General features: G+C 65.3%; 25 protein-coding genes. 6 read left to right on the plus strand and 19 right to left on the minus strand.

Annotation, left to right across the window (positions count from 1 at the left end; translation table 11 throughout):
* The first annotated feature begins 372 nt into the window (after positions 1 to 372).
* From BUE39_RS00170 to BUE39_RS00180, 3 genes are all read left to right on the plus strand, one after another.
* Positions 373 to 678 carry a PsiF family protein gene (locus BUE39_RS00170; RefSeq protein ID WP_073426648.1) on the plus strand — a complete coding sequence of 102 codons (306 nt, stop codon included), beginning with the start codon at positions 373 to 375 and terminating at the stop codon, positions 676 to 678.
* A gap of 298 nt (positions 679 to 976) precedes the next feature.
* Positions 977 to 1,426 (plus strand): hypothetical protein, encoded by a 450-nt coding sequence (locus BUE39_RS00175; protein WP_073426649.1) that lies wholly within the window; start codon positions 977 to 979, stop codon positions 1,424 to 1,426.
* Positions 1,427 to 1,860: 434 nt separating this feature from the next.
* Positions 1,861 to 2,451 carry a BPSL1445 family SYLF domain-containing lipoprotein gene (locus BUE39_RS00180; RefSeq protein ID WP_073426650.1) on the plus strand — a complete coding sequence of 197 codons (591 nt, stop codon included), beginning with the start codon at positions 1,861 to 1,863 and terminating at the stop codon, positions 2,449 to 2,451.
* A 309-nt stretch (positions 2,452 to 2,760) separates the two neighbouring features.
* Here BUE39_RS00180 and BUE39_RS00185 read toward each other — a convergent pair whose 3' ends face one another.
* The 11 genes from BUE39_RS00185 to mltG all read right to left on the minus strand — a co-directional run bounded on the left by BUE39_RS00185 (position 2,761) and on the right by mltG (position 13,983).
* Positions 2,761 to 3,828 carry a glycosyltransferase family 4 protein gene (locus BUE39_RS00185; protein ID WP_073426651.1) on the minus strand — a complete coding sequence of 356 codons (1,068 nt, stop codon included), beginning with the start codon at positions 3,826 to 3,828 and terminating at the stop codon, positions 2,761 to 2,763.
* Positions 3,829 to 4,079: 251 nt separating this feature from the next.
* Complete coding sequence (locus BUE39_RS00190) at positions 4,080 to 5,246, minus strand: AAA family ATPase (protein ID WP_073426652.1); 1,167 nt, start codon at positions 5,244 to 5,246, stop codon at positions 4,080 to 4,082.
* 67 nt (positions 5,247 to 5,313) lie between these two features.
* The gene (otsA, locus tag BUE39_RS00195; protein ID WP_073426653.1) at positions 5,314 to 6,726 is read right to left on the minus strand and encodes an alpha,alpha-trehalose-phosphate synthase (UDP-forming); all 1,413 of its coding nucleotides are present in this window, start codon (positions 6,724 to 6,726) and stop codon (positions 5,314 to 5,316) included.
* A 177-nt stretch (positions 6,727 to 6,903) separates the two neighbouring features.
* Positions 6,904 to 8,136 (minus strand): mechanosensitive ion channel family protein, encoded by a 1,233-nt coding sequence (locus BUE39_RS00200; RefSeq protein WP_176035733.1) that lies wholly within the window; start codon positions 8,134 to 8,136, stop codon positions 6,904 to 6,906.
* A gap of 253 nt (positions 8,137 to 8,389) precedes the next feature.
* Positions 8,390 to 8,746: a Rap1a/Tai family immunity protein gene (locus BUE39_RS00205; RefSeq protein ID WP_073426654.1), complete on the minus strand. Its 357-nt coding sequence runs from the start codon at positions 8,744 to 8,746 to the stop codon at positions 8,390 to 8,392.
* Positions 8,747 to 8,967: 221 nt separating this feature from the next.
* Entirely contained in the window at positions 8,968 to 9,693 is a 726-nt protein-coding gene (locus BUE39_RS00210) for an ankyrin repeat domain-containing protein (RefSeq protein ID WP_235004778.1), read from the minus strand.
* Between the two features lie 66 nt (positions 9,694 to 9,759).
* A complete protein-coding gene (locus tag BUE39_RS00215; RefSeq protein ID WP_073426656.1) occupies positions 9,760 to 10,551 on the minus strand; it encodes a TatD family hydrolase in 792 nt (263 codons plus the stop codon).
* 70 nt (positions 10,552 to 10,621) lie between these two features.
* Entirely contained in the window at positions 10,622 to 11,143 is a 522-nt protein-coding gene (locus tag BUE39_RS00220) for a GNAT family N-acetyltransferase (protein ID WP_073426657.1), read from the minus strand.
* A gap of 80 nt (positions 11,144 to 11,223) precedes the next feature.
* Positions 11,224 to 12,258, minus strand: a complete 1,035-nt coding sequence (locus BUE39_RS00225) for a DNA polymerase III subunit delta' (RefSeq protein ID WP_073426658.1) — start codon at positions 12,256 to 12,258, stop codon at positions 11,224 to 11,226.
* A 94-nt stretch (positions 12,259 to 12,352) separates the two neighbouring features.
* A complete protein-coding gene (gene tmk, locus BUE39_RS00230) occupies positions 12,353 to 12,973 on the minus strand; it encodes a dTMP kinase (RefSeq protein ID WP_073426659.1) in 621 nt (206 codons plus the stop codon).
* Positions 12,973 to 13,983 (minus strand): endolytic transglycosylase MltG, encoded by a 1,011-nt coding sequence (mltG, locus tag BUE39_RS00235; protein WP_073426931.1) that lies wholly within the window; start codon positions 13,981 to 13,983, stop codon positions 12,973 to 12,975. The genes tmk and mltG overlap by 1 nt, the downstream gene beginning before the upstream one ends.
* A 78-nt stretch (positions 13,984 to 14,061) precedes the next feature.
* On the opposite strand from mltG, the gene ygfZ reads away from it, so the two are divergent.
* Together ygfZ and BUE39_RS00245 are read left to right on the plus strand one after the other, a co-directional pair.
* Entirely contained in the window at positions 14,062 to 15,162 is a 1,101-nt protein-coding gene (gene ygfZ / locus BUE39_RS00240; RefSeq protein ID WP_073426660.1) for a CAF17-like 4Fe-4S cluster assembly/insertion protein YgfZ, read from the plus strand.
* An 88-nt stretch (positions 15,163 to 15,250) separates the two neighbouring features.
* A complete protein-coding gene (locus BUE39_RS00245; protein ID WP_073426661.1) occupies positions 15,251 to 16,111 on the plus strand; it encodes an NRDE family protein in 861 nt (286 codons plus the stop codon).
* A 12-nt stretch (positions 16,112 to 16,123) separates the two neighbouring features.
* Here BUE39_RS00245 and BUE39_RS00250 read toward each other — a convergent pair whose 3' ends face one another.
* The 5 genes from BUE39_RS00250 to BUE39_RS00270 all read right to left on the minus strand — a co-directional run bounded on the left by BUE39_RS00250 (position 16,124) and on the right by BUE39_RS00270 (position 20,064).
* A complete protein-coding gene (locus tag BUE39_RS00250) occupies positions 16,124 to 17,083 on the minus strand; it encodes an alpha/beta hydrolase (RefSeq protein ID WP_073426662.1) in 960 nt (319 codons plus the stop codon).
* Positions 17,084 to 17,145: 62 nt separating this feature from the next.
* Positions 17,146 to 18,033 (minus strand): SDR family oxidoreductase, encoded by an 888-nt coding sequence (locus BUE39_RS00255; protein WP_073426932.1) that lies wholly within the window; start codon positions 18,031 to 18,033, stop codon positions 17,146 to 17,148.
* 74 nt (positions 18,034 to 18,107) lie between these two features.
* A complete protein-coding gene (locus tag BUE39_RS00260) occupies positions 18,108 to 19,106 on the minus strand; it encodes an NADP-dependent oxidoreductase (RefSeq protein ID WP_073426663.1) in 999 nt (332 codons plus the stop codon).
* A gap of 161 nt (positions 19,107 to 19,267) precedes the next feature.
* Positions 19,268 to 19,753: a PaaI family thioesterase gene (locus BUE39_RS00265; RefSeq protein ID WP_073426664.1), complete on the minus strand. Its 486-nt coding sequence runs from the start codon at positions 19,751 to 19,753 to the stop codon at positions 19,268 to 19,270.
* 8 nt (positions 19,754 to 19,761) lie between these two features.
* Complete coding sequence (locus BUE39_RS00270; protein WP_073426665.1) at positions 19,762 to 20,064, minus strand: Dabb family protein; 303 nt, start codon at positions 20,062 to 20,064, stop codon at positions 19,762 to 19,764.
* A 516-nt stretch (positions 20,065 to 20,580) separates the two neighbouring features.
* Between BUE39_RS00270 and BUE39_RS00280 the strand changes: the two genes are divergently transcribed.
* A complete protein-coding gene (locus tag BUE39_RS00280) occupies positions 20,581 to 21,081 on the plus strand; it encodes an LEA/WHy family protein (protein ID WP_073426667.1) in 501 nt (166 codons plus the stop codon).
* Between the two features lie 75 nt (positions 21,082 to 21,156).
* Here the strand turns inward: BUE39_RS00280 and BUE39_RS00285 are convergent, their stop codons facing one another.
* From BUE39_RS00285 to BUE39_RS00295, 3 genes are all read right to left on the minus strand, one after another.
* Positions 21,157 to 22,335, minus strand: coding sequence for an acetyl-CoA C-acyltransferase (locus BUE39_RS00285; RefSeq protein WP_073426668.1), 1,179 nt, complete (start codon positions 22,333 to 22,335; stop codon positions 21,157 to 21,159).
* A 132-nt stretch (positions 22,336 to 22,467) separates the two neighbouring features.
* Positions 22,468 to 24,552: a 3-hydroxyacyl-CoA dehydrogenase NAD-binding domain-containing protein gene (locus tag BUE39_RS00290; protein ID WP_073426669.1), complete on the minus strand. Its 2,085-nt coding sequence runs from the start codon at positions 24,550 to 24,552 to the stop codon at positions 22,468 to 22,470.
* A gap of 160 nt (positions 24,553 to 24,712) precedes the next feature.
* Positions 24,713 to 26,392 carry a 3-(methylthio)propionyl-CoA ligase gene (locus BUE39_RS00295; RefSeq protein WP_073426670.1) on the minus strand — a complete coding sequence of 560 codons (1,680 nt, stop codon included), beginning with the start codon at positions 26,390 to 26,392 and terminating at the stop codon, positions 24,713 to 24,715.
* Positions 26,393 to 26,413 lie beyond the last annotated feature (21 nt).

Raw genomic sequence — 26,413 nt, forward strand, 5'->3', positions numbered from 1 at the left:
CAATGGATTTTCTTCCGATTTACTATTCACGTGCGCCCGCAGCAATCTGAAATGCATACTTACGCGTTTCATCATTCGGCGTGAATGCCGTTGATGTAATTCATGCGAATTCGCCGCGACAATTCCTCTGCGTCGCATGACATGATTCGGCGCTGTCGCGCTTGCTCAAATCATGGGACGCACGCGGCCTCCGCCATGGCAGGCGTAAGGGAATACCACGGCGCGCGCGTGTCAACCAGAACGCGCCGTCCGCCGTTGTGGCAGACAGTATTTGCCATAATGAACGTGCCGAGCGGCTCTGTTGCGGGCTGTTGCGTTTGTGCCCGCGCGCCTGAACAACCACAAAATGTCTCACCACCCATGGAGTGTCACATGAAGATCCAATCCGCTATCGCTACGCTGGTGCTGGGCGCGGTGCTCGTTTCGCCGGTGTTCGCACAGAACAGCCAACAGACCAAAATGGCCGACTGTAACAAGCAGGCAGCCGACAAGAAAGGCGACGAACGCAAGGCCTTCATGAAGAGTTGCCTGTCCGCCAAGCCCGCGGCCGCGCCGATGACCCAGCAGGAAAAGATGAAAGTGTGCAACACGCAAGCCACCGGCAAGAAAGGCGACGACCGCAAGGCGTTCATGAAGAGTTGCCTGTCGTCCGCGCCGGCCAACCAGGCCGTGCAATGAGCGGTGCGCAATGAATGCGACGGAATGAATCCGGCGCGAACGTCCGGCATTGAGTCGCTCATCGATCGATAAGGGCCGCGCCTTTCTCTGGCGCGGCCCTTTGCTTTGTGCGCCCTTCTTGCAACGCTCCGTGCGCATCAACGCACGCATCAACGCACGCATCAACGCGCGCACCAACGCACGCACGAACGTGCCGTTTTTCTTCTATGATGGCTGCGGAGACGGCCCACCCTCAATACAACATCAGACGGGCCGCCATCTTGTCGTTGGTGCTGCAGGGCATCGATCGGAGGCAAGGATGGTATCGAAGCATAAAAACCGCTGGTTAAGGCGGTGGCTGGTCGTCATCATCTTCTGGGCGGTGCCCGTGGCGATCGTTGCGGTGAACGAGATCAGGGAGGAAATGGCGTACAACGCCGTCGACCTCGATCGCGCGCTCACCACCTGGAATCTCACCGACGCGCAACGCGCCGCAGGCGTAGCCGCGCGCTGCCACGGCAAGCCCGACGAAGCGCAAGCCGCCGGCTGCCCGGCCGAGGTGCTGGCCGCCAATGCGCCGCGTCAGCAGGACGCCCGCAATGAATACAGCGTGCGCCGCACTACCCTGATGGCTTATCTCTGGCATGCGTTCGTCGGCTACTGGGTCGTGCCGGCTATCGCACTGTTCCTGCTCGGCGTACTGATCGGCATGATTCGCCGAGCGCTGCGGCGGCCGCCGGCGGTGAAAAGCCCGGCGAATCACGGATGACGGCGACTGCGTCGATAGTCGCTGCGCGCTGGCGTCGTTGCATTCGCGCGGGCGCCGGATCAGTGTCACGAAACACCGATTCGCGGCGCAGAAGCAACACTTTCAATTGAATTGCAACGGGAATCGCCGGCGCGAAAAATCGGTAAAAACGGGCATTCGGTTCGGTCAGGTCCTTTCGAGCGTGGAGCGGATCGAGTCTCGACGGCCGCCCCGGAAAGCCCATTCGAACTCGCTGCCGGAGCGCTTCGAACGGTGTTTTCGATGCAGGTCAAATTTACATCACAATGCCTTGCGATTAGCCGCAAAGCCCCGCCACACAAGGCTCTCCGCCTGCCGGCGAGGCGTCTTTCCAGGTCCGCATGTGATATAACTCAAAGGGCAACCCCGGCAACATCCAACGAGGTTGCGCCCCGGAACCATGACGGAGAAAAACGATGCAAAGACGAAACTTCATGTTGAAGACTACCGCTGCGCTCGCTTTCGGAGGCCTTGCACTCGCCGGCTGTACGACCACCGGCGGCGGCAAGCAGGGCACGTCCTCCACCGATACCTCCAAACGCCAGTCGATCGACGCCAGCGTCGACGGCACCATGTCGCGCCTCTATACGACGGTGAAGGGTTCGCGCGAACTCGTCGCCAAGGCGCGCGGCGTTCTCGTGTTCCCGTCGGTCCTGCAAGCGGGCTTCATTGTCGGCGGCCAGTACGGCGAAGGCGCGTTGCGCGTGGGCGGCAGCACGGTCGGCTACTACAGCACGGCCACGGGATCGTTCGGTCTGCAGGCAGGCGCGCAATCGAAGGCCATCGTCTTCCTGTTCATGACGCAAGACGCGCTCGACAAATTCCGCAACGCCGACGGCTGGTCCGTGGGCGGCGACGCGTCCGTCGCACTGGTGAAGATGGGCGCCAACGGCGCGATCGACACGAACACGGCCACGGCGCCGGTCGAGGTATTCGTGATGACCAATGCCGGCCTGATGGCCGACCTGTCGCTCCAGGGCACCAAGGTGTCGCGCCTGAAGATCTGAGCGCGCGGTGAATTTGCCGGTCCGCGGGCTGCGGCGGATCCGCCGGTTCCGTTAGCGGCGGCAGCGGTTCAGACGCAGCCCGCGGACGCGACCATTGCACGTTGCATCCCGCGCACGCGGTGCCTGCGGGTCATGGAGCTTTGTGTTCGGCTCCCGATGCATGCCCTCGTGCCGGCGATGCGACTATCCCCAGCGAAGCGGCAATAAAAACGGCGATGCGCCTTGCACATCGCCGTTCTTTTTATCGTGCCGCGCGAGGCGGTGGCCGCTTTATCAACCGGGCTCACCCCTGCGCCATGTCCGCTCGCCTCAACTTCCCGACGTATCGATCACCTTGAAGCGCGAACGCTTCTGCGCACGAATCACCGACTGATACGCGTCCACATATTGCTGCGCCATTCGGTGCGACGTGAAGCGCTCCTCGAAGCGTTGCCGCACGCCGGCGCGCGGCATCTTATGCAGGCGATTGACCGCCGCGACCGCGCCGATCTCGTCCTCGACGATAAAGCCGGTCACGCCGTCTTCCAGCACTTCGGGCACCGAGCCGCGATTGAACGCGATCACCGGCGTGCCGCACGCCATCGCCTCGATCATGACGAGCCCGAACGGCTCCGGCCAGTCGATCGGGAACAGCAGCGCATGCGCGCCGGAAAGAAACTCGGCCTTCTGGTGATCCGCGATCTCGCCGATGAACTCGACATAGGGCAAGTCCAGCAACGGCCGGATATCGCGTTCGAAGTACTCGCGATCGGCGGCGTCCACTTTCGCGGCGATGCGAATCGGCATGCCGCAACGTCCGGCAATGCGAATCGCCGTGTCGACACGTTTTTCCGGCGAGATGCGGCCGAGAAACGCGAGGTACTTCTGCTCGACGGGTTGCGGCGTGTAGAGCTGCTCGGGCAAACCGTGATAGACGGTCGTGAGCCACCTGGCCTGCGGCAGCGGATGACGCTGCGCATTCGAAATCGAAATCACCGGCGCGGTGTTGAACGTGTCGAACACCGGCTGCTGCTCGGGCAAGTCGAGACGGCCATGCATCGTCGTGACGAAGGGCGTCTCCTGGCGCTTGAACACCGAAAACGAGTAGTAGTCGAGGTGGAAATGCAGAACGTCGAAGTTCTCGGCCTGGCGGCGCACCAGTTCCATCAGCAACATATGGGGCGCCACGCGGTCGCGGATGCCGGGGTCCAGACGCAAGGCGCGAGGCCAGACCGCTTCGAGTTTTGCGTTCGTGACGGAGTCGCCGCTCGCGAACAGCGTCACGTCATGGCCGAGATCGACGAGCGCCTCGGTAATGTACGACACGACGCGCTCCGTGCCGCCATATAACTTGGGCGGCACCGATTCGGTCAAGGGGGCGATCTGCGCAATCTTCATATTGTGTCTCCGTGAACTGACGGCTTGCGCGTGCGGCGGTGCGCGTCAGCGGCGCCGGGATGCCGGCGCCAGGTGCTTCCCGATCAATGCCGATCAATGCCGATCAGTGCGATCGCCCGCCGCGCGAGCGCGTGCATCACCGGCATCGAAGCATTATTCATCAAGGCGCAACAAAAAGCCCCTGGTCTTGCATTTCCTCGGTGCTGTTACATTCAGCTTACATCCGCCCAGGCACCGAACGGCGACGCTCTCTAGCGAGCCGGCCATTTCCACGCCGGTAAGTCGCGATCGTCCGCGTCCGCGATACGCGTCGCGCCGAAGTGCTTCTCCAGCACGATCGAGCGGCTGTCGTTCTCGCGCTCGAGCGCCGCGATCAGCCGCGCCGCGTGCGACACCACCAGCACCTGCGAATGCGTTGAAGCGCGCGCGATCAGGCGCGCGAGCGCCGGCAACAGATCCGGATGCAAGCTCGTCTCCGGTTCGTTCAACACCAGCAGCGCCGGCGGACGCGGCGTCAATAACGCGGCCACCAGCAGCAGATAGCGCAAGGTGCCGTCCGATAGCTCCGCGCCCTTTAACGGTCGCAGCAGGCCGTGTTGCTGCATCGTCACTTCGAAGCGGCCGTCCTGCGTCGCGATGTCGAGGCGCGAGCCGGGAAAGGCGTCGTCGATTGCCGCATCGAGCGCGAGCGGGTCGCCGATTTCACGGATGGTTTGCAACGCGGCGGCGAGGTCGGCGCCGTCGTTGGAAAGCACCGGCGTATGCGTGCCGATTTGCGGCAGACGCGCGGCCGCTTCGGCGTCGGTGCGGAAGTGGTCGTAGAAGCGCCACGAGCGGATCTGTTCGCGAACCGTGATCATCTCCGGCGCAGTGCGCGGGTCGGAGAACTCCGTCATCATGCTGTCGAAGCTGGCGACGGGTTGCGGAACGGCTTGCCAGTCGCGACCGTCGCGCGTGTGGATCGCGGGGCCGCGCCGATCGACCAGCATTGCGGCCGGGCGCAGCACCGGGCCGCTCCAGATGCATTCGCGTTTGATGATCGGGTCGAGCTGGAAGCGGCTCGGCGGTTTTTCAGGCTGCGGCAGCCCCAGGTCGATCGCATAACCGAAACTGTCGCCGGAAAAGCCGAGCCGCAGACTCACCGGCTCCTTGCGGCGCGTGCCTTCAACCGCAAATTCCCCATCCAGCACCGCACGCGAAAAACGCTCGGGCCCAGCCCACAAGGTGGACTGCAAACCGCCCTCACGCGCGAGCGACGTGATCACTCCGCCGCGCGCGGTCTCGGCGAGCAGACGCAGCGAGCGATACACGCTCGACTTGCCGCTGCCGTTCGCGCCCGTGATCACGTTCAGCCGGCCGAGCGGCACGATCAATTCGCGCAGCGACCGGTAACCCGCGATGGCCAGGGTCGTCAGCATGCGCGCCGCCTTCGGTCAAACGCGAGCCGCGACGCGCCCGCGACGCGCACCCCGTATCCATGCGTCATCATCCATGCCCGCCGCCCTTGCCCGGCGTCTGCACCGGCACACTGCGTAAATCGCGCAGGAACGTATCGCGCCACACGCCGAGATCGTTCTTGCGCAGCGCCGCCATGTTGATCTCGTGACGCCGCTGACGTGCATCGAGCGGCATTTGCAGCGCGCGCTGCAAGGCTTCGCACATGCCGATCGCATCGTGCGGATTGACGAGCAGCGCGCCGCTCAACTCGGCCGCCGCGCCCGCGAAAATCGACAGCACCAGCACGCCGGGGTCGTCGGGATTCTGCGCGGCCACATACTCCTTGGCGACGAGGTTCATGCCGTCATGCAAGGGCGTGACGAAGCCGATCTGCGACTCGCGAAACAGCGACATCAGTTTCCAGCGGTCGTACTGCTGGTTCAGATAGCGGATCGGCGTGTAGTCGAGGCCCGAATAGCGCCCGTTGATGCGCCCTGCCTCGTACTCCAGGTCCTGGCGGATCTTCTGATAGGTGGCGACGTCCGAGCGCGTGGGCGGCGCGATCTGCACCAGCGTGACGTTGCCGCGCCACTCGGGCGAGCGCTCCAGCAGATGCTCGAACGCGCGGAACCGCTCGACCAGTCCCTTCGAATAATCGAGCCGGTCCACGCTCATGATCAGCTTGCGGCCCTCCAGACTCTGCTTCAGATCGAGCACGTGCTGGCGGCTTTCGTAGCGCTTGGCCTGTTCGGCGATTTCGTCGGGAAACACGCCGATCCGGTAGACGCCCGTGCGCAGCTTGCGGCCGAATGCTTCGACGAGGCCGTCCGCGCTGACCGTGCCGCGCGCATGACGCGTCACGTAATCGTGAAAGGCGAGTTCATCGGTCGCGGTCTGAAAGCCGAGCAGGTCGTAGCACGACAGCGACTTCACCAGTTCTTCGTGCGGCGGAATGTTGAGCAGGATCTGCGGCGCGGGAAACGGAATGTGCAGGAAGAAACCGATGCGGTTCGTGATGCCTTCGGAACGCAGCGCTTCGGCGAACGGGATCAGATGATAGTCGTGAACCCAGATGATGTCGTCCGGTTCGAGCAGCTTGATCAGCTTGTGCGCGAGCCATGCGTTGACGCGCCGGTAGCCCGCGTATTCCTCCCGCTCGTAGCGCGCGAGGTCGTTGCGGTAGTGGAACACCGGCCACAGCGTCGCGTTCGAAAAGCCGCGGTAGTACTGGTCGTAGTCCTTGCGCGTGAGGCCGACGGTCGCGAACGTCACCGCGCCGTCCTGTTCGAGCGTGGGACCGGCGTTGGCGACGGTTTCGCTGACCACGTCGCCGCTCCAGCCGAACCACACGCCTCCCGCGTCCTTCAGCGCGCCGAATACGCCGACCGCGAGGCCGCCCGCCGACCCCTTGGTTTCCGTCGGCGTTGCGACGCGATTCGACACGACGATCAGTCGGCCCATGTTCGTTGCCCTCCTTGGTTCGCACGGCTTTGAGCGCGGCCTCGCTTCGACGGCAGGAAGCGAAGCGAGTGAAGCGTGGCGCGCCATGCCGCGTCAGGTTCGTCAATCAGTGGGCGGTTCGACCACAGGGCGCCCGATCAGTTGCACGCAGTTGCGCGCACGCGCCGCCCGGCCGCGCTAGGCGTTCTCCTTCACCTTGCGCGACGGCTCGGGCACCGCCGGACGGCTGCCACGACTTGCGACCGGATCGGCTTCGGTGTGCGCGGCGGTGCTGCCGGCCGGCGTGCGCGCACCGCGCGGCACCCAGTCGAGCGGCTCGCCCTTGCCGTTTTCGAGCTCCGCCGACACTTCGGCACGCGCGCGCGGCAGGTACTGCGGATAGTGCTTCTGAATGAAGTCGAGGAGCCCCTCGCGAACCCGGCAGCGCAGGTCCCAGTTCAGGCCGGAATCGAGCGAGCTGACGAGCGCGCGCAATTGCATCGAGCGCTCCGTGCCGTCGGTGACTTGCAGCACCTGCACGCGGCGGTCCCACTCGGGCGCGCTCTCGACGATGCGCGCGAGTTCCTCGCGCAGCGGCGCGAGCGGCATCCGGTAATCGACGTAAAGAAACACGGTGCCGATGATCTGCGAACTGCTGCGCGTCCAGTTCGAAAACGGATTTTCGATGAACCATTGCAGCGGCACGATCAACCGCCGCTGATCCCACAGACGCACCGACACATACGTACCGGTGATTTCCTCGATGCGCCCCCACTCGCCCTCGATCACGACGACGTCGTCCAGACGAATCGGCTGCGACAAGGCGATCTGCAAACCGGCGATCAGATTGCCGAGCACCGGCCGGGCGGCAATACCGGCGACCAGACCAGCCACGCCCGCCGACGCCAGCAGGCTCGCGCCGATCTGCCGGACATTCGGAAACGTCATCAGCGCGCCGCCCACCCCGACGATCACGATCACCAGCATCACCGTGCGCGCCAACACCCTCGCCTGCGTATGGATGCGGCGCGCGTGCAGATTGTCGGCGGTGTCGAGCGGATGCGCCTGGATGATCGCCTCGCCGATGGCCGCCGCCGAGCGCACGGACAGCCACGTGAGCGCGCCGATCAGCGCCATCGCGGCGGCGTCGCGCAACGGTGCGATGAAGCGCAGCGTATCGGGCGCTTCCCACCACACCGCCTCCAGCGCGAGGATCACGAGGACGAACAGCGACGGCTTGTCGATGTAGCGCAGCACCACGCTGGTGAGCGGATAAGGCCGCGCGATGCGCGTCACTATGCGCGCGCCGACCCGATGAATGCCGATGCCCAGCAGCACCGCGACGCCCGAGACGATCAACGCGCCGAGCCACGTATGCAGCGGCGCTTCGGCGATACGGCTGAGTTCGTCGAGAGTAGGCAGGTAGCGCATGTTCCTCCTGACTTGGATATCGGACCACGGAATCGCCGGACCGCGACGCGAGAACGCGGCGCGTGCGGCTCGCCGCGCACGGCGAAAGAGGCGGCAAGGCGCCGGCGACGCGGGCGCGAGCCCGAAAGCCCCGTCCCGCTGATGATACTGACACGCCTGAAATAAACGCGGCGCGCCGTCTATGTTTCGATTGCCCGGGCCGCGCCCGGCGGCCCGCTAACCCCGGCGTGCGAGGCGTCGACCGTCGTTTGGATCAGCTTCCGCTCTTGCAAGGAAACGCCTTGCCGAGTCCCAACGAGATCGCCGTGCTGGCGTTGTAGCCCGCGACGATCGGATTTTCCGCGATGTACTTGCGCACCGCGTCGGTCAGTTGCGCCGAGCGCGCGTCTTGCGGCAGGCAGAAGTACTGGCCGACGCGCGGCCCGGTGGTGCCGCCGATCGCGTCGATGGTATTGAAGATGCCGTCGGCGGCGCCTTCGATATAAGCGGCGCACGCGCTACGCGACGCCACGTCCGTCTTGGTGCACAGCTTGTTGAGGTCGCCTCCCGTAAACGCGAATGCCGATAGCGGTGCGGCAAGCGCGCTGGCGAAAATCAAAGCCCGCAGCATGGTGTTCCTTTCCAGTCGTTTATCACGCGGTCTGCTGCCGCGTCCCGAGGGCGCGCCACGCGGCGCGCCAAAGTCGTCATTCTGCACTGTTTTGCGAAGCGGCAGCAGGCAACAGCGGCTAGCTTCAGGCGCTTTTACGTGCGCGGTGTTCGCGGCTTGCCGGCGGACCCGGCGTCGGCGCACCGGAGCGCGGCGGCTCGGACACCGCCTCGCCGCGCCCTTCACTTCTGTTGCATTTGCTGCAGGCGCGCCGTCAGTCCCTCGACGACGTCCGGCTCTTTGTAGGTCTTCGCGAAATCGAGCGCGGTCAGGCCGATCTGGTTCTTCACCGTGAGGTCCGCGCCATTGTCGAGCAGCAGTTTCACCGTCGACACATGGCCGCCGCGCGCGGCCATCATCAGCGGCGTCGTGCCGTTGGGCGAACCGGCGTCCACATAGGCCGAATGGTCGAGCAGCAGCTTGACGACGTCGTCGTGGCCGTTCGCGGCTGCGTAGTGCAGCGGCGCCCAGCCCTTCTTGTTGACTTCGGCATCCTTCGCGATCAACTGTTTGACGAACTCGATGTCGCCGTTCAGCGCGGCCATCATCATCGCGTTTTCGCCGGCCTTGTCCTGGATCTCGACATCAGTTTTCGGATTCGCGAGCAAGGCAGCGCCCACCTTGTCCGACTTCTCGCGCGCGGCCAATACCAGCAGCGGATAGCCCTGGTTGTCGACGCTGTTCGGGTCCATGCCCTTGGCGAGAAGCTTGTTCACGCCGTCGACGTCGTCGAATTTGACCGACTTGATCAGCGAGTCGATCGGCGCGGCCTGAACCGGCGCGGCAAAGAGCGCAGTGAACGCCGCGCAGGCCAGCGTGGCCGCGAGCGCCATGCGGGCCGCACCGCGCCGCGCCAAGGCGGGAGCGGTTCGCGTGACTGGAATCAGGGGAAACGCTGCGTTCGACATCGGATTAGTTCTCATATTTTGCTTTAGGAAACTTTCCTATCCACTTGATATTTATGATTTTTAGACTCAAACCCCGGCAGGCGCCGGAATCTTGAAGAGCCGGAAGAAATTCTGCGTGGTCGCGGCGGCAAGCGCGGCATCCGGCATCTCGCGCTGTTGCGCGATGAAGCGTCCGACATAACTGACGTACGCAGGTTCATTCGGCTTGCCGCGATACGGCACCGGCGCGAGGTACGGCGAATCGGTTTCGATCAGCAAGCGCTCGAGCGGCACGCGGCGCGCGACGTCCTGCACGTCGGTCGCGCTCTTGAACGTGACGATGCCCGACAGCGAGATATAAAAATTCTGTGCCAGCGCCTGCTCCGCGACCGCCCACGGTTCGGTGAAGCAATGCATCACGCCGCCCGGCTCGCCCGCGCGCTCCTCGGCCATGATGCGCAGCGTGTCTTCCGCCGACGAACGCGTGTGGATGATCAGCGGCTTTTGCGTGGCATGCGCCGCGCGGATATGCGTGCGAAAGCGCTCGCGCTGCCATTCCATGTCGGCGATGGTGCGGCCTTCCAGACGGTAGTAGTCGAGGCCGGTCTCGCCGATCGCCACCACCTTCGGATGGTCGGCCAGCTCGACCAGTTCGGCGAGGCTCGGCTCGCGCATGTCCTCGTGATCGGGATGCACGCCGACCGACGCGTAGACGTTCTCATACCGGCTGGCGATGTCCAGCACGGACGGCAGCGTTTCCAGATCGACCGACACGCACAGCGCATGCGTGACCGAATGGCTGCGCATGTTGTCGAGCACCTGCGGCAGGCGGTCGGCGAGTCCTTCGAAGTTGATATGGCAGTGCGAGTCGACAAACATGGGGATGATGTCCTGCTAACTAATGATCAAAATGCGCCGGCGCGAATCAGGTGGCGAATCAGGTGGCGAATCAGGTGGCAAACCCGGTGTCGAGGCGCTTGCCGAGAATCACCAGGTCGCGCTCCACGCCGTCGAGCACCGCGACGCGCGGCAGCGAGCCCCAGGTGTCGAAACCGAAGCCGCGAAACAGGCGCAGGCTCGCTTCATTGTGGCCGAAGATAAAACCCAGCACCGTATCGATGCCGAGCGCCGGCGCCACCGCGAGCGAGGCCGCCAGCAGTTGCTTGCCGAGGCCCTTGCCGCGCGCGCGCTCGTCCAGATAGATGCTGACCTCGGCCGTGCGCTGGTAAGCCGGACGGCCATAAAAGTCCGAAAAGCTCAGCCACCCGATCACGCGGCCCGGCTGCCGCGGATCGTCGACGACCCACAGCGGACGCTTTTGCGGACCGTGCGCGTGGAACCACGCATGCCGGCTTGCCACGCTGACCGGTTCCAGGTCGGCGGTGACTTGCCGCGACGGCACGGTCGAGTTGTAAATGGCAACGATCGCGGGCAGATCGTCGAGCGTCGCATCGCGGTAGACAAGGCTCATGGTGTTTTGAGTGAGATCGAATTGGAAACAGCGTGGAAACGCCGTGCGAGCTGCCGGCCAAAGGGCGCCCAGTGACCAACCTAAGCGAACAACTCGCGATAACCGAGGAACAATTCCTCGAACACCAGCCGCGCATTCAACGGATGGTTCTCGACGGCGCGCTGGCGCGTCACCGTGCGCATGAAGCGCGCGAACGCTCCAGCGTCGGCCTGCGATGCGCAGCGCGTCAGCGCCGCCGAGGCTTGCGGAAAATAACGCGGCGCGCCGGCGGTACGCTGCACCAGCAAATCGTACATCCAGCGTTGCAGCCAGCCGAGCACCAGCGGCACCGGCAGCTTCTGCAGCGCCTCGCCGCAGGCGAAGGCGTCACACTCCGAACCGGCGGCCAATTGCTTCAGGGTCCAGTCGCGCAGCGCGCGGTTTTCGTCGCTCGCGAGCGCCAGCGCCGTGAGCGGCGCGCCGCCGGCTTCCGCCAGCAGCGCGGGTGCCTCGGCGATGCCTTGCGCGGTCAGCCACTGCGTTGCCGCTTGCTGCGCCGGCAGGCTCATCGGCCATTGGCGGCAACGGCTGATGATGGTGGGCAGCAGCCGGTCGACGCGCGCCGACACCATCAGGAACACGACGCCCGCGGGCGGCTCCTCGAGCGTTTTCAGGAGCGCGTTGGCCGCCGCGATATTCAGCGCTTCGGCCGGATACAGCACGACCACGCGCGCGCCGCCGCGATGCGAGCCGACGCCGACGAAGTCCAGCAGACCGCGAACCTGCTCGATCTTGATTTCCTTGCTGGGCGCGCGAGTCTTCTTGCCCTCGTCGGCGTCGGCCTTGTCGGCTTTTTCCTCGGCGGCGTTGCCGGCGCCGGCTTCAGCGGCCAGCGCCTCGGGCACGACGATCCGGTAGTCGGGATGATTGCCTTGCGCGAACCAGTTGCAGGCGACGCACGCGCCGCACGGCTCGCCGTTGGCCTGCTGCGCCTCGCATAGCAAGCCCTGCGCGAGATGCTGCGCAAAGCGCAGTTTGCCGATGCCGGCCTGCCCATGAAGCAGCAACGCATGCGGCCAGTGGCCGCGCAACTGCTGCAGGCGGTTCCAGTCATCGGCTTGCCACGGATAAATCATCGTTTCTCTTTGAATTCAATCAGTTGACGGCGTTTCACGAGAGGTCACAAGAACTTCGTAGGTCGCTATAATGGCGGCTTATATTTTTTAAAAATCAAAGGCTTGCAATCAATTCTTCGAGTTGCTTCTGAATTCGCGTGATGCTTTGCGACGAGTCGATGATAGCGAACCGGTACGGCGCTTCTTCCGCGCGGCGCAAATACTCGGCGCGCGTGCGGTTGAAAAACGCCACCGACTCGCTCTCGAAGCGGTCCGGGTCGCGTACCGCGCTGCGCCGTTCGCTGGCGACTTCGGGCGCGAGGTCGAACAGCACCGTCAGGTCCGGCTGAAACCCGCCCTGCACCCAGCGTTCCAGCGTTTCCAGCTTGTCGCGCGGCAGTCCGCGCCCGCCGCCCTGGTAGGCGAAAGTCGCGTCGGTGAAACGGTCCGACAGCACCCAGTCGCCGCGCGCGAGCGCCGGCTCGATGACCTCGGCCAGATGCTGGCGGCGCAGCGCGAACATCAGCAAGGCCTCGGTTTCGAGGTCCATTTTCTGATGCAGCACAATCTCGCGGATCTGCTCGCCGAGCGGCGTGCCGCCCGGCTCGCGCGTCATGACGACCGAACGGCCGGTGCTCGCGACCTTCGTTTCGAGGCGCTCGCGGAACCAGCCGAGATGGGTGGTCTTGCCGGCCCCGTCGATGCCCTCGAATGTGATGAATTTGCCCCGCGCCATCATTGCCCTCGAATGTATTTGTCCACGGCCTTGTTGTGATCGCCGAGGGTGTCAGAAAAGATGCTGCTGCCGTCGCCGCGCGACACGAAGTACAGCGCGGTGGTTTGCGCCGGGTTCATCGCCGCTTGCAGCGACGCGACACCGGGCAACGAGATGGGCGTAGGCGGCAAACCCATCCGGGTGTAGGTATTGTAGGGAGTGTCAGTCTGCAGGTCTTTCTTCCTGATGCGGCCGGCGTAGTTTTCGCCCATGCCGTAAATCACGGTCGGATCGGTTTGCAGCGGCATGCCCACGCGCAGCCGGTTCGCGAACACGGCCGCCACCATCGGGCGGTCGGACTTCCTGCCGGTTTCCTTTTCGATGATCGAGGCCATGATCAGCGCGTCGTACGGCGTCTTGTACGGCAGGTCCGCCGCGCGCGCGACCCACGCTTCGTCCAGACGCAGGCGCATCAGCCGGTATGCGCGGCGGTACACGTCGAGGTCGCTCGTGTTCTTGTCGAACAGATACGTGTCCGGAAAAAACAGCCCCTCGCCGTTGCCGATCGGCGCTTCCGGCGCGTTGATCGCGTTCATCAGCGCGGCGTCGCTCATGCCGAGCGTGTCGTGCCTGAGCGCCGGATTGGCGTCCAGTTCGGCGCGCATGCGCTTGAAGGTCCAGCCTTCGATAATGGTCGCCACGTATTCGTTGACGTCGCCGCGCGCGATTTTCTGCAGCACCTCATACGGCGTCACACCCGTCTTGAACTCGTAGTTGCCCGATTTCAGCGCGCTTTGCAACCCGAGCAGCCGCGTCATGATGATGAACAGTTCGGGCTCGACCGGCACGCCGCCGCGATTGAGCTGCAACGTGACGCTGCGCAGGCTGCTGTGCGGTTTGACGGTGACGTCGAGCTGCGCGGGGGTCAACTCGAGCGGGCGGTTGGCCCAATAATACCCGCCGGCAACGGCGGCGCCGGCCAGCACGACGACGATCGAGCCGGCGACGAGACATTTCTTCAGGAGGGACATGCGAAACATGGCTGGGTTGGACCTCATATAATACTTGTTTGCCTTAGCCAAAGTCAGAATTGACTGTTCCGGGAATCCATGAACACACCGCTCGCTAATGCTGCTTCAGGCGCTTCAGGCACGACTGCTTCAGGCACGACTTCGGCTCCCGCCGCCGCGGTCCCTTCGGCCGCGTCCGCCGGACTTCCCACGCTGCCGCGCCCGGCGTCCGATGAATTCGAGGCCGTGGTCGAGCACGGCGCCTACATGCCGCTCACGCAGTTCGGCGTGATCGACGCCACCGGTGACGACGCGGCGAGCTTCCTGCACGGCCAGTTGACCAACGACACCCAGCATCTCGATGCCGCCAATGCGCGGCTCGCCGGCTACTGCTCGGCCAAGGGGCGTCTGCTGGCGTCGTTCCTCACGTGGCGCAGCGGCGACACGATCCGCCTGCTGGTGTCGAAAGACGTGCAGGCCGCGGCGCAGAAACGGCTGTCGATGTTCGTGCTGCGCGCGAAGGCCAAACTCGTGGACGCAAGCGGCGAACTGGCGGTGATCGGCCTCGCGGGCGACGTGCGCCGCGCGCTCTCCGGTGTCTTCGACGCGCTGCCCGACGGCGTGCACGTCAAGGTGGACGGCGCCGCCGGTTCGCTGATCCGCGTGCCGGACGCGCTCGGCCGCCTGCGTTATCTGTGGGTCGGCCCGAAGGCGCAAGTCGAGGCGCACCTGCCCTCGCTCGACGAAAAGCTCAAGCGCGTGTCGCCGGCCGTCTGGGACTGGCTCGACATTCGCGCGGGCGAACCGCGCATCACGCAGCCGGTGGTCGAGCAGTTCGTGCCGCAAATGGTCAACTTCGACGTGCTCGGCGCGGTGAATTTCCGCAAGGGCTGCTATCCCGGCCAGGAAGTGGTCGCGCGCAGCCAGTATCGCGGCACGATCAAGCGGCGCACGTCGCTCGCCAACGTGGCCGGCGAACTGGAAACGGTGCAGGCCGGCGCGGAACTGTTTCACTCGGACGATCCGGGCCAGCCGTGCGGCATGGTCGTGAATGCGGCATCGGCGCAGGACGGCGGAGTCGATCTGCTGGTCGAGATCAAGCTCGCGGCGCTGGCAAGCGGCTCGGTGCATCTGGGCGCGGCCCAGGGCTCCGCGCTGCGGTTCCTGGCGCTGCCGTACGGGTTGCCAACCGAGGTTTAAAGCAGAGGAACGAGAGAGAGCGGCGCGGTCAGGCGCCGCTTTTTTCTGGCCTCTTCGACGCCATCGCCCCACCGGGAGACGCCCCCCGATGTGCCTGATCGTTTTCGACTGGCGGCCCGACGCGCTCGACGGCCCGCTCCTCACGCTCGCCGCGAATCGCGACGAATTCTTTCGCCGCACGGCTGAGCCGATCGGCTGGTGGCGCGACGCGCCAGGCGTGCTGGCCGGCCGCGATCTGCTGGGCGGCGGCACGTGGCTCGGCATGTCGCGCGACGGCCGTTTCGCCGCACTGACCAACTACCGCGCGCCGCATGAAATGCGCGCCGACGCGCCCACGCGCGGCACGCTGGTTAGCGATTGGCTCAACGGCTCGCCGCCTGGCTCCGTCAACTCGACCCACGCAACGCCGCTCGAGTATCTGCACCACGTCGCCCGCACCGGCGACATTTACAACGGCTTCAACCTGCTGGTCGGCGACTGGACGCGCCGCGAACTCGGCTGGTATTGCAACCGCTCGAACATCGCGCCCACCTTGCTTGCGCCCGGCACGCACGGCATTTCGAACGCGGTGCTCGATACGCCGTGGCCGAAGCTGGTCAACAAGCGCGCCGAACTGGGCGCGCTGCTCGCCCGCGACTCGATGCCGCTGCTCGAACGTCTGATCGATCTGATGCGCGATCCGCGCCTTGCCCGCGACGACGAATTGCCGTCCACCGGCATTCCGCTCGAACGTGAACGGGCGTTGTCGGCGGCGTTCATCGAGACGCCGGAATACGGCACGCGCGGCACCACCGCGTTGCGCGTGGTCGCGCATGGCGACGTGATCGGCGTGGCCGTCGCCGAGCGCAGCGACGACAACGGCTCGCACCGGATCGTGCGCCCCGGCGACTTCGAGCGCAGTTTCGCGTTCAACGTGGAACGCGAGATTCGCGCCGACGAGACGGTCTAGGCGCGGCAGCGATTACTCGTCCCCAAATGCCCCGCGCAATGCCGCCGCGGCATCCGCATGCGCGTGCGCGACCTCGGGCACGAAGCCGCCCATCTTGAAGAACTCGTGGATCATGCCCGCGTAGCGCCGCAGCGTGACGCGGTTGCCCGCCGCCAGCAATTTTTCCGCGTACTCATCGCCTTCATCGCTGAGCGGATCGTATTCGGCGGTCGCGATCCAGGCCGGCGCGAGGCCGCCGAAAGCGGGCGCGCCGCGCGTGCCGTCGAGCGGCGCGAAACGCCAGTCGTCGCGATCGCTCGTGTCGCGCACGTACTGGTTGAAGAACCATTGAATCGTCTCGCCCGACAGCAGAAAGCCGCTGGCGAGGCGCGAGTGCGAATCGGTTTGCTGATAGCCGGTCACGCCGGGATAGATCAGCAATTGCAGCGCGAGCGCGATGCCGGCGTCGCGCGCGAGCACCGCGCAGACCGTCGCGAGCGTGCCGCCCGCGCTATCGCCGCCCACCGCGAGGCGCTTCGCATCCATGCCATGTTCCGCGGCATGCGCGTGCAGCCACGTCAAGGCGTCGAAAGCGTCCTCGACGGCGGTCGGAAACTTGTGCTCCGGCGCGAGCCGGTAATCCACCGACAGCACCGCGCACCGGCCGTCGCGCGCGAACATCCGGCACAGCGCGTCGTGCGTATCGACGCTGCCGATCGTGAAGCCGCCGCCGTGGTAATACACCAGCGCCGGCGCGGGCTCGGCCCAGCTCGGCTCGTCCGCGTGATAGAGACGCGCGCGAATCGCGGCGCCGTCGCGCGTCGGCACGTGCAGGTCTTCCACGGAGAACATCGGCGCGCTCGCGATGTCCAGAATCGACGCGCTTTTCTCATACGAGGCGCGCGCCTGTTGCGCGGTCAGTTCGTGCAGTTGCGGGCGCTTCGCGCGCACGATCATGTCGAGCACCCGCTCGATCGTTGGATTCAACGGCATGGTGCGTTAACTGGCGCGTGACCGCCGAGGATTGAAAAGAGCGCCGATGATGCCATGAACGCCTAGCCCACGCTCTTCACTTCCGGCTTCAACGACATCGGATCGGTGGGAGCGCGTAATTGCTCGATGTCCTCGTGACGCAGCTTCACCGTCGCCATGATGCCGGGGTGCGTGACGATGTAGAAACGCCGCGCGGCGATCGCGTCGAACGTGATGTCGGCGACGTCGGCCGCGCTCAGTTTGCCCGCCTGCACCGCGCGATGCAGTTGCTTGCCGGCGGCGATCTGCGAGCGCGTCGGGCGGCTGTCGTTGCGCAGATCCGCGGGCCGCGCGCGTTCGGCATCGGCGATGCCGGTCGGAACGAAGGCCGGACACAGCAGCGAACAGCCGACCAGACCGTTCGACGCCTGCCCCCCTTGCACCAGTTGCAGATCGTGATAGAGCGTCTCCGTCAGCGACACGACAGCGTGCTTCGACGCGTTGTAGGCGCCCATCGCGGGCGGCGACAGCAAGCCCGCGACGGACGCCGTGTTGACGATATGCGCGGGCTCGTTCTGCGCGAGCATGATCGGCGTGAAGACCCGCACGCCGTGCGCGACACCCATCACGTTGACGCCGAACACCCAGGCCCAGTCGTTCGCCGAGCTTTCCCACACAAAGCCGCCGGAGCCGACCCCGGCGTTATTGAACAGCAGATGGACCTTGCCGAAGGCGTCGAGCGCAGCTTGCGCAAGCGCTTCGACCTGTGCCGCGCTGGAGACGTCGGTCGGCACGCCGAGCGCCTGCGCGCCGGCGGCACGCAGTGCATCGACGGTTTGCCGAAGCGCTTCGGGGTTCACGTCGGCGAGCACCAGCTTCATGCCGAGCGCCGCGCCCTTCTGCGCGAACGCGCGGCCGAAACCGCTTGCCGCGCCGGTGATCACCGCCACCTTGCCTGCGAATTCGAACATCATGAAACTCCTGGTGTGATCGGCGGTGCTTGCATCCGCAGCGTAAGCGGTGAGCGGTGAGCCATGAGCCGCGATCAGATCAGCTTGACCAACTGCTTGCCGAAGTTCCTGCCCTTCAGCAGACCGATGAACGCCTCGGGCGCGGCGTCGAGCCCTTGCGCGATGGTCTCGCGGTATTGCAGCTTCTTCTGCGCGACCAGCGTGCCGAGTTGCTTGAGCGCCTCGGGCCACACATCCAGATGCTCGGTGACGATGAAGCCTTGCACCAGCAGCCGCTGCGTGAGGATCAGCGACGGATGCCTGAGCGGTACCGGCTGGCCGTCGTAGCCCGCGATATAACCGCACAGCGCGATGCGGCCGGACGGGTTCATGCGCGCGATCGTCGCCTCGAGCACTTCGCCGCCGACGTTCTCGAAGCAGCCATCCACGCCGCCGGGCGTCGCGGCCTTCAGGTCCTGATACAGATTGCCGGCCTTGTAGTCGACGCACGCATCGAAGCCGAGCGTCTCGATCACGTAGCGGCATTTGTCCGCGCCGCCCGCGATGCCGACCGCGCGCGCACCGGCCAGCTTCGCCAGTTGGCCGACCACGCTGCCGACCGCCCCGCTCGCCGCGCTGACCACCACCGTCTGCCCCGCTTGCGGCGCGAGGATGCGGTTCAGGCCGTACCACGCAGTGACGCCCGGCATGCCGACCGGGCCGAGATACGCGGACAGCGGCACGTGCGTGTCGTCGACCTTTTGCACGCCTTCGCCGTTCGAGGTGCCGTATTCCTGCCAGCCGAACATCGCGACGACCTTGTCGCCGACCGCGAACTTCGGATTCTTCGATTCCACCACCTCGCCCACCGTGCCGCCGATCATCACTTCGTTCAACGGCTGCGGCGGCGCGTACGACTTGCTGTCGTTCATGCGGCCGCGCATGTACGGATCGAGCGACAGGAAATGATTGCGCACGCGAATCTCGCCATCGGCGAGCGGAGCGAGCGGCGTTTCGACGAGCTTGAAGTTATCGGGCGTGACGGCGCCTTGCGGACGCGAAGCCAGTACGAATTGACGGTTGATCTGTGGCATGACGATCGTCTCCTAAGTTGCCGATGTGATCGGCGAATGATTCGAACGGCGTCCGCCGAAGCGCGGACCCGGAACGCTAGACGACGAACCGCGACGGACAAGCGCGGCGGCGAGCAAGCGCGGGGCTCGATCCCGGCACGCGCACGCCCGGCATCCGCCGGTCAGCCGTCGCTTGGACCGGGTTTCGCCGACGGGTCGCTGCGCAGACGCTGCCGCGTCACGTCGCGGCCCACGGCGAGGCGCCGCATGTATTTGAAGGTGCCGAGCGCCTTGGCGACGAAGTGGCCTTCGCTGTCGCGGATCTCGCCTTCGCAATAGGCCATCGTGGTCGAGCGGTGCAGCACGCGGCCGGTGGCGCGCAGTTCACCGCGGCCCGGCTGCATGAAATTGACCTTCATCTCGACCGTGACCACGCCGACGCCGTCGCCGGCCAGGCTGCGCGCGGCCATGGCGAGCGCGACGTCGGCCAGGGTCATCGTGACGCCGCCGTGCGCGACGTCCCACGTATTCATATGATCCGGCTGCAACGGCAGCGCGAGTTCGCTGACGCCGTCGGCCGCCGATAACAACCGCACGCCGAGCCGGTCGACGAACGGGCTCTCCGGCAGGGACGCGTTGCTCGCTTTGGATGAGGGCGAATCGGTCATCGCCGCGATCAGATTTCGTAATCGACAGCTTGACGCGCTTCGCGCACCGCGCCGACGAAGCCCTTGATCGCTTCGTGCGTGGGGTGGACCTGATAGGCGTCGAGCGCGGTTTTGTCGGCGAAATCGGAAACCAGCACGATGTCGTAGCTCGATTCGAGGCCCGGCGCCGCGATGCCGACCTCCAGCTTCAGAATGCCAGGGACGATGTCGCGGCAGCTTTCCAGCTTTTCCTTCAGCTTCAGCGCGTTTTCAGCGCGCGAGGCGCCCTCTGCGTGTTCTTTGAGTTTCCACATCACGATATGACGGATCATGGCATCACCTTGTTCGATTCGCTGCGTTGGGCTGCGAAGAGTTTGAATTTTGCATGCGCCGACAGGCGCGCGGCAGTGAGAAATGATAACCGCGATGGCGTTGCCGACGCGCGAGCACCATTGTCGCGTGTGGGTATATAGCCCGGATCACGGCGCATGCGTCGCCATTCGCACCGCCAAACGCCCTAACCTGCGCAGTGCTTCGTCGGCCAGATCGAGGTACGTGCTCGGTGAACTCAGTCGGATGAAATGATCGAAGCGTCCGGCGTTGAGGAACACCATGTCACGCAGCAGCGCGGCGTCGTGTCGATCAGCGCAACGCATGCGCGTACCGACGCGTTCGTCGTGCGGCCTTGGCACGCTGAAAACCCACGTCACGGTTCGATGCGTCAAGCCGTGCGGCATCTGGCGATGCCTCGTCGAAACAAGCTGCGGCGCGCGGCCTGAAACGCATCGTGGCGAGCAATACCGCCCGGTACAATGCATGCCTAACCCGCTTGCTTCGAGGTGCCGGTCATGTCCTTCCATCGCGCGCTGCTGCGCGGCCGTCCTGTTCTGCTGGCCATGCTCGCGGTTTTCATCACGCTGACGCTCAACGGTTGCGCGAGCCTGTTCGGCGATCCGTTGCGCGTGAACGTCGCCGGCATCGAGCCGCTCGACGGCCAAGGCTTCGAGATGCGCTTCAACGTCAAGCTGCGGGTGCAGAATCCGAACGAATCCGCGGTGAGCTTCAACGGCGTGTCGCTCGATCTCGAACTGAACGGCAAGCCGTTCGCGAGCGGTGTCAGCGATCAGGTCGGCACCGTGCCGCGCTTCGGCGAAACCGTCGTCGACGTGCCGCTCACGGTGCCGGCTTTCGCCGCGGTTCGCCAGGCCTTCGCGTTCGCGGGGGCCGCGCAGTCGGGGCAGTTTCCGTACGTTCTGCGCGGCAAGCTGGCGGGCGGCTTGACGGGCACGACGCGCTTCGTCGATCGAGGAACGCTGAGTCTGCCGACTACGGGAATGGCGTTGCCCTGATTGCCGGCAAGCCGCGCAGGCGGCGAATGCCGGACAACGACAACACGGCGTCCGCCTGCCGCCACCCGCGCCGCATCAAACCACTTCGAACAAACCCGCCGCGCCCTGCCCGCCGCCGATACACATCGTCACGACAACGAGCTTCGCACCGCGCCGCTTGCCTTCGATCAGCGCATGACCGGTCAGCCGCGCGCCCGACACGCCATACGGATGCCCAACCGCGATCGCGCCGCCGTTCACGTTCAGACGCTCATGCGGAATGCCGAGCTTGTCGGCGCAATACAGCACTTGCACCGCGAACGCTTCGTTCAATTCCCACAGATCGATATCCTCGACCTTCAAGCCCGCCTGCCTGAGCAGCTTCGGCACCGCGAACACCGGGCCGATGCCCATCTCGTCCGGCTCGCAACCGGCCACCGCGAAGCCGCGGAAAATGCCGAGCGGCTGCAAGCCCTCGCGTTCCGCGAGCTTCGCGTTCATCACGACGCAAGCCGATGCGCCATCCGAGAACTGGCTCGCATTGCCCGCGGTGATCACGCCGCCCGGCAGCGCGGTGCGAATCTTCGAGACGCCTTCGAGCGTGGTGTCGGCACGAATGCCTTCGTCGCCGCTGACGGTCACTTCCTTCGTGTAAAGACGGCCCGTTGCCTTGTCCGCGACGCCGGCGAGCACCGTCAACGGCACGATCTCCTCGTTGAACCGGCCGGCTTCGAGCGCGGCCGCGGCGCGCTGTTGCGAGCGCACGCCGTACTCGTCCTGGCGCTCCTTCGAAATCGAATAGCGCTTCGCGACGTTCTCGGCGGTCTGCAACATCGACCAGTAGATTTCCGGCTTGTTCTCGCTGAGCCAGCCGTCGGTGAGCATGTGCTGGTTCATCTCGTTCTGCACGCAGGAGATCGACTCCACGCCGCCCGCCACGAACACCTCGCCTTCACCGGCGATCACGCGTTGCGCGGCCAGCGCGATCGTTTGCAAACCGGACGAGCAGAAACGGTTCACCGTCATGCCCGGCACGCTGACCGGCAAACCCGCGCGCAAGGCGATCTGCCGCGCGATGTTCATGCCCGTCGCGCCCTCGGGGTTCGCGCAGCCCATGATCACGTCCTCGACGCGCGCCGGGTCCAGCTTCGCGCGCTCGACGGCGGCCCGCGTGACGTGGCCGCCGAGCGTCGCGCCGTGCGTCATGTTGAAACCGCCGCGCCATGATTTAGCGAGACCCGTGCGGGCGGTCGATACGATTACGGCGTCAGTCATGCAAGTCTCCTGCTTTCTGGTGTCGAGGGTGGCGCGCTCGCGCATCGCTGAAGCGCTGAAACGCCCCACCTCATTCATTCGCTCAAGCGGCTGGTTCGGCCGCGTTTCAGCCGCATTTTTCAGCCACGCTTTTCAGCCATTGAACCCACGGCCCTCGGCGGCGAGCCTGGCGATGCCCGGTGCCAGTTGCCAGGCATCGCCGTTCGGCTGCGCCGCATAGCGGCGAATCGCGCGCTCGACGTTGTAGAGGCCGAGCGTATCCGCATGGAGCATCGGGCCGCCGCGATAGATCGGAAAGCCGTAGCCGGTCAGATAGACCATGTCGATATCCGACGCCTTCGACGCGATGCCTTCCTCGAGAATCTTCGCGCCTTCGTTCACGAGCGCGAGCACGAGGCGCTCGACGATTTCCTCGTCGCCGATCTTGCGGCGCGCGACGCCGATTTCCTTCGAATACGCGACGATCATCTCGTCGACCACCTTCGACGGATACGCGGTGCGCTCGCCCGCCTTGTAGTCGTACCAGCCGCCGCCGGTCTTCTGCCCGAAGCGCCCGGTCTCGCACAGACGATCGGCGATCCGCGAGTAATGCATGCCGGGATGTTCCTGATAGCGGCGCCTGCGGATCGCCCAGCCGATATCGTTGCCGGCCAGGTCGCTCATGCGGAACGGGCCCATCGCGAAGCCGAACTTCTCGATGGCCTTGTCCACCTGCGCGGGCAGCGCGCCTTCCTCGAGCATGAAGAGCGCCTGGCGGATGTACTGCTCGATCATCCGGTTGCCGATGAAGCCGTCGCACACGCCCGAGACCACCGCGGTCTTTTTGATTTTTTTGGCGAGCTTCATGACGGTGGCGAGCACGTCCTTCGCCGTCTGCCTGCCGCGCACGACTTCGAGCAGCTTCATCACGTTGGCCGGGCTGAAGAAGTGCATGCCGACCACGTCTTGCGGACGCTTCGTAAAGGCCGCGATCTTGTCGAGGTCCAGCGTGGACGTATTCGACGCGAGGATCGCGCCGGCCTTGGCGACTTCATCGAGCCGACTGAACACCTGTTCCTTCACGCCGAGTTCCTCGAACACGGCTTCGACGATCAGGTCGGCGTTTTTCAGGTCGTCGTAGGACAGCGTGGGCGTGATCAATGCCATGCGCGCCTCGAGCGCCTCCGGTTCGAGCTTGCCCTTGCTGACGCTGGCTTCGTAGTTCTTGCGGATCGTCGCGAGTCCGCGGTCGAGCGCTTCCTGCCGCGTTTCCAGCAGCGTGACCGGAAAGCCCGCGTTGACGAAGTTCATCGCGATGCCGCCGCCCATCGTGCCGGCGCCGATCACGGCCACCTGTTCGATGTCGCGCACCGGCGTATCCGCTGGCACATCGGGAATCTTGCTCGCCGCGCGTTCGCCGAAGAACGCATGCCGCAACGCTCGGCTTTTCGGCGTCTGCACGAGCGCGACAAAGCATTCACGCTCGAACGCGAGGCCTTTGTCGAAGCCGTTCAGCACGCCGGCCTCGATCGCGTCGATGCACTTGTGCGGCGCCGGGAAGGGCTTGGCCGCCGCCGCGACGCTATTGCGCGCGAACTGGATGAAACCGGCTGCGTTCGGATGCGTGATCTGGCGTTCGCGCACCTTCGGATGCGGGCCTTCCTTCGCGCCGACCTTGCGCGCAAACGCGCACGCCGCCTCGGCCAGATCGCCTTCAACGAGTTCGTCGAACAGGCCCGAGCCGGCCAATGTGTCCGACAGCACCGTTGCGCCGGAGACGATCATGTTGAGCGCGGCCTCCAGGCCGATGGCGCGCGGCAGACGCTGCGTGCCGCCCGCGCCCGGCAGGATGCCGAGTTTCACCTCGGGCAGCGCGATCTGCGCGCCGCGCGCGGCGATGCGGTAATGCGCGCCGAGCGCCAGTTCCAGGCCGCCGCCCATCGCGACGCTGTGAATCGCCGCGACCACCGGCTTCGCGCTGCCCTCGACGGCCTTGATGACCGTGGCGAGCGTCGGCTCCCGGGTCGCTTTCGGCGTATTGAATTCGGTGATGTCGGCGCCGCCCGAAAAGGCCTTGCCCGCGCCCGTCAGCACGATCGCCGTGATGGCCGGATCGTTTTGCGCGCGCTCGATTCCCTCGACAATGCCGGCTCGCGTCGAAAGACCGAGGCCGTTCACCGGCGGATTGTTCAGCGTGATGACGGCCACGCCGTCACGGGTTGTGTAGTCCACTGCCATCTGCCTGCCTCCATGCGATCCATTCGATGAGCGACGCATGGGGCGCCGCCCGTCCGGTTCACTGAGCCGTTGCTCGACGCTCATTGTCGAACCAGCGGTCAAACCCAGTGTGCAAGTCTCCCGGCGTCAGCACGCAGAGTACACAGAAAAGCACGCCCGTTCAATTGGAAGGGGTTTCCCTGGCGAGCGGACAATCCTTCTCGTCCGCCAGCGCGGACGGCAGCACGTGGTCGCGGAAGAGGTCGCGCAGCTTCAGCTTCTGCAATTTGCCGGTGGCCGTATGCGGCAGTTCGTCGACGAACACGACGTCGTCCGGTATCCACCACTTCGCGACCTTGCCCTCGTAGAACGCGATCAGTTCCTCGCGTGTCACGTCGAAGCCCGGCCGCTTGACCACCACGAGCAACGGCCGCTCGGTCCACTTCGGATGCGCGCAGGCAATGCAGGCCGCCTCCGCCACCGCCGGATGCGCGATCGCGACGTTCTCGACATCGATCGAACTGATCCACTCGCCGCCGGACTTGATGACGTCCTTCGAGCGGTCCGTGATGTTCAGGAAGCTATCGCGGTCGATGGTGGCGACGTCGCCGGTCGGAAACCAGCCGTCCACCAGCGGCGAGTCGTCGCGGCGGAAATACCGGTCGATCACCCACGGCCCGCGCACGTACAGATCGCCGAACGCGACGCCGTCCCACGGCAGTTCCTGCCCGTCTTCGCCGACGATCTTCATATCGACGCCGTAAAGCACGTGCCCCTGCTTTTCGAGCAATTTGCGCTGCTCGGCGAGCGGCCGCTGGCTCTGCTCCCACGTCAGTTTCGACAAGGTGCCGAGCGGCGACATTTCGGTCATGCCCCATGCATGGATCACCTGCACGCCGTAGTCGTCCTCGAATGTGCGCAGCATGGCCGGCGGGCACGCGGAGCCGCCGATCACCGTGCGATTGAGCGACGAAAACCGCACGCCCGCCTCGCGCATGTAGTTCAGCAAGCCGAGCCACACGGTCGGCACGCCGGCCGAATAGGTGACGCGCTCGCTTTCCATCAATTCATACAGCGATTTGCCGTCGAGATCCTTGCCGGGAAACACGAGCTTCGCGCCGGTCAAGGGCGCGGCGTGCGGGATGCCCCATGCGTTCACATGGAACATCGGCACGACCGGCAGCACGGCGTCGCGCGCGGACAGGCTCATCGCATCGGGCAAGGACGCGCCGAACGCATGCAGCACCGTCGAGCGATGCGAATACAGCGCGCCCTTCGGATTGCCGGTGGTGCCGGACGTATAGCAAAGGTACGACGCCTGACGCTCGTCGAGAAGCGGCCATTCGAAGTTGCCGTCCTGCGCGGTGACCAGCGTTTCATAGCTGAGCGCGGGCGTTTGCATGACCGGCAGATGCGCTTCATCGGCGAGCGCGATCCAGCCGCGCACTTTCGGACACTGCGGCGCGAGCGTGTCGACGAGCGGCGCGAAGGTGGTGTCGAACAGCACGTAGGCGTCGTCGGCGTGATTGACGATGTAGGCGATCTGATCGGGAAAGAGCCGCGGGTTGATCGTGTGGCACACGGCGCCGAAGCCGGTCGTGCCGTAATACGCTTCCAGATGCCGGTAGCCGTTCCAGGCGAGTGTCGCGACTCGTTCGCCGGGCTCGACGCCGAGTGCGATCAACGCCTGCGCCAGTTGCTTCGCGCGCTTTTCGCAATCGCGGTAGGTGTAGCGATGCAGGTCGCCCTCGATGCGCCGCGACACGATTTCCGTGCCGCCGAAATGCCGCGCGGCATGCACGAGCAACGAGGATACGGTGAGCGGCACGTCCATCATCTGGCCAGGCAGCGGCGTCGTCATATAGAGAAGTCTCCTCGCCTT

Origin of the sequence: Paraburkholderia terricola, from assembly GCF_900142195.1 — a bacterium.
Taxonomy (GTDB): domain Bacteria; phylum Pseudomonadota; class Gammaproteobacteria; order Burkholderiales; family Burkholderiaceae; genus Paraburkholderia; species Paraburkholderia terricola.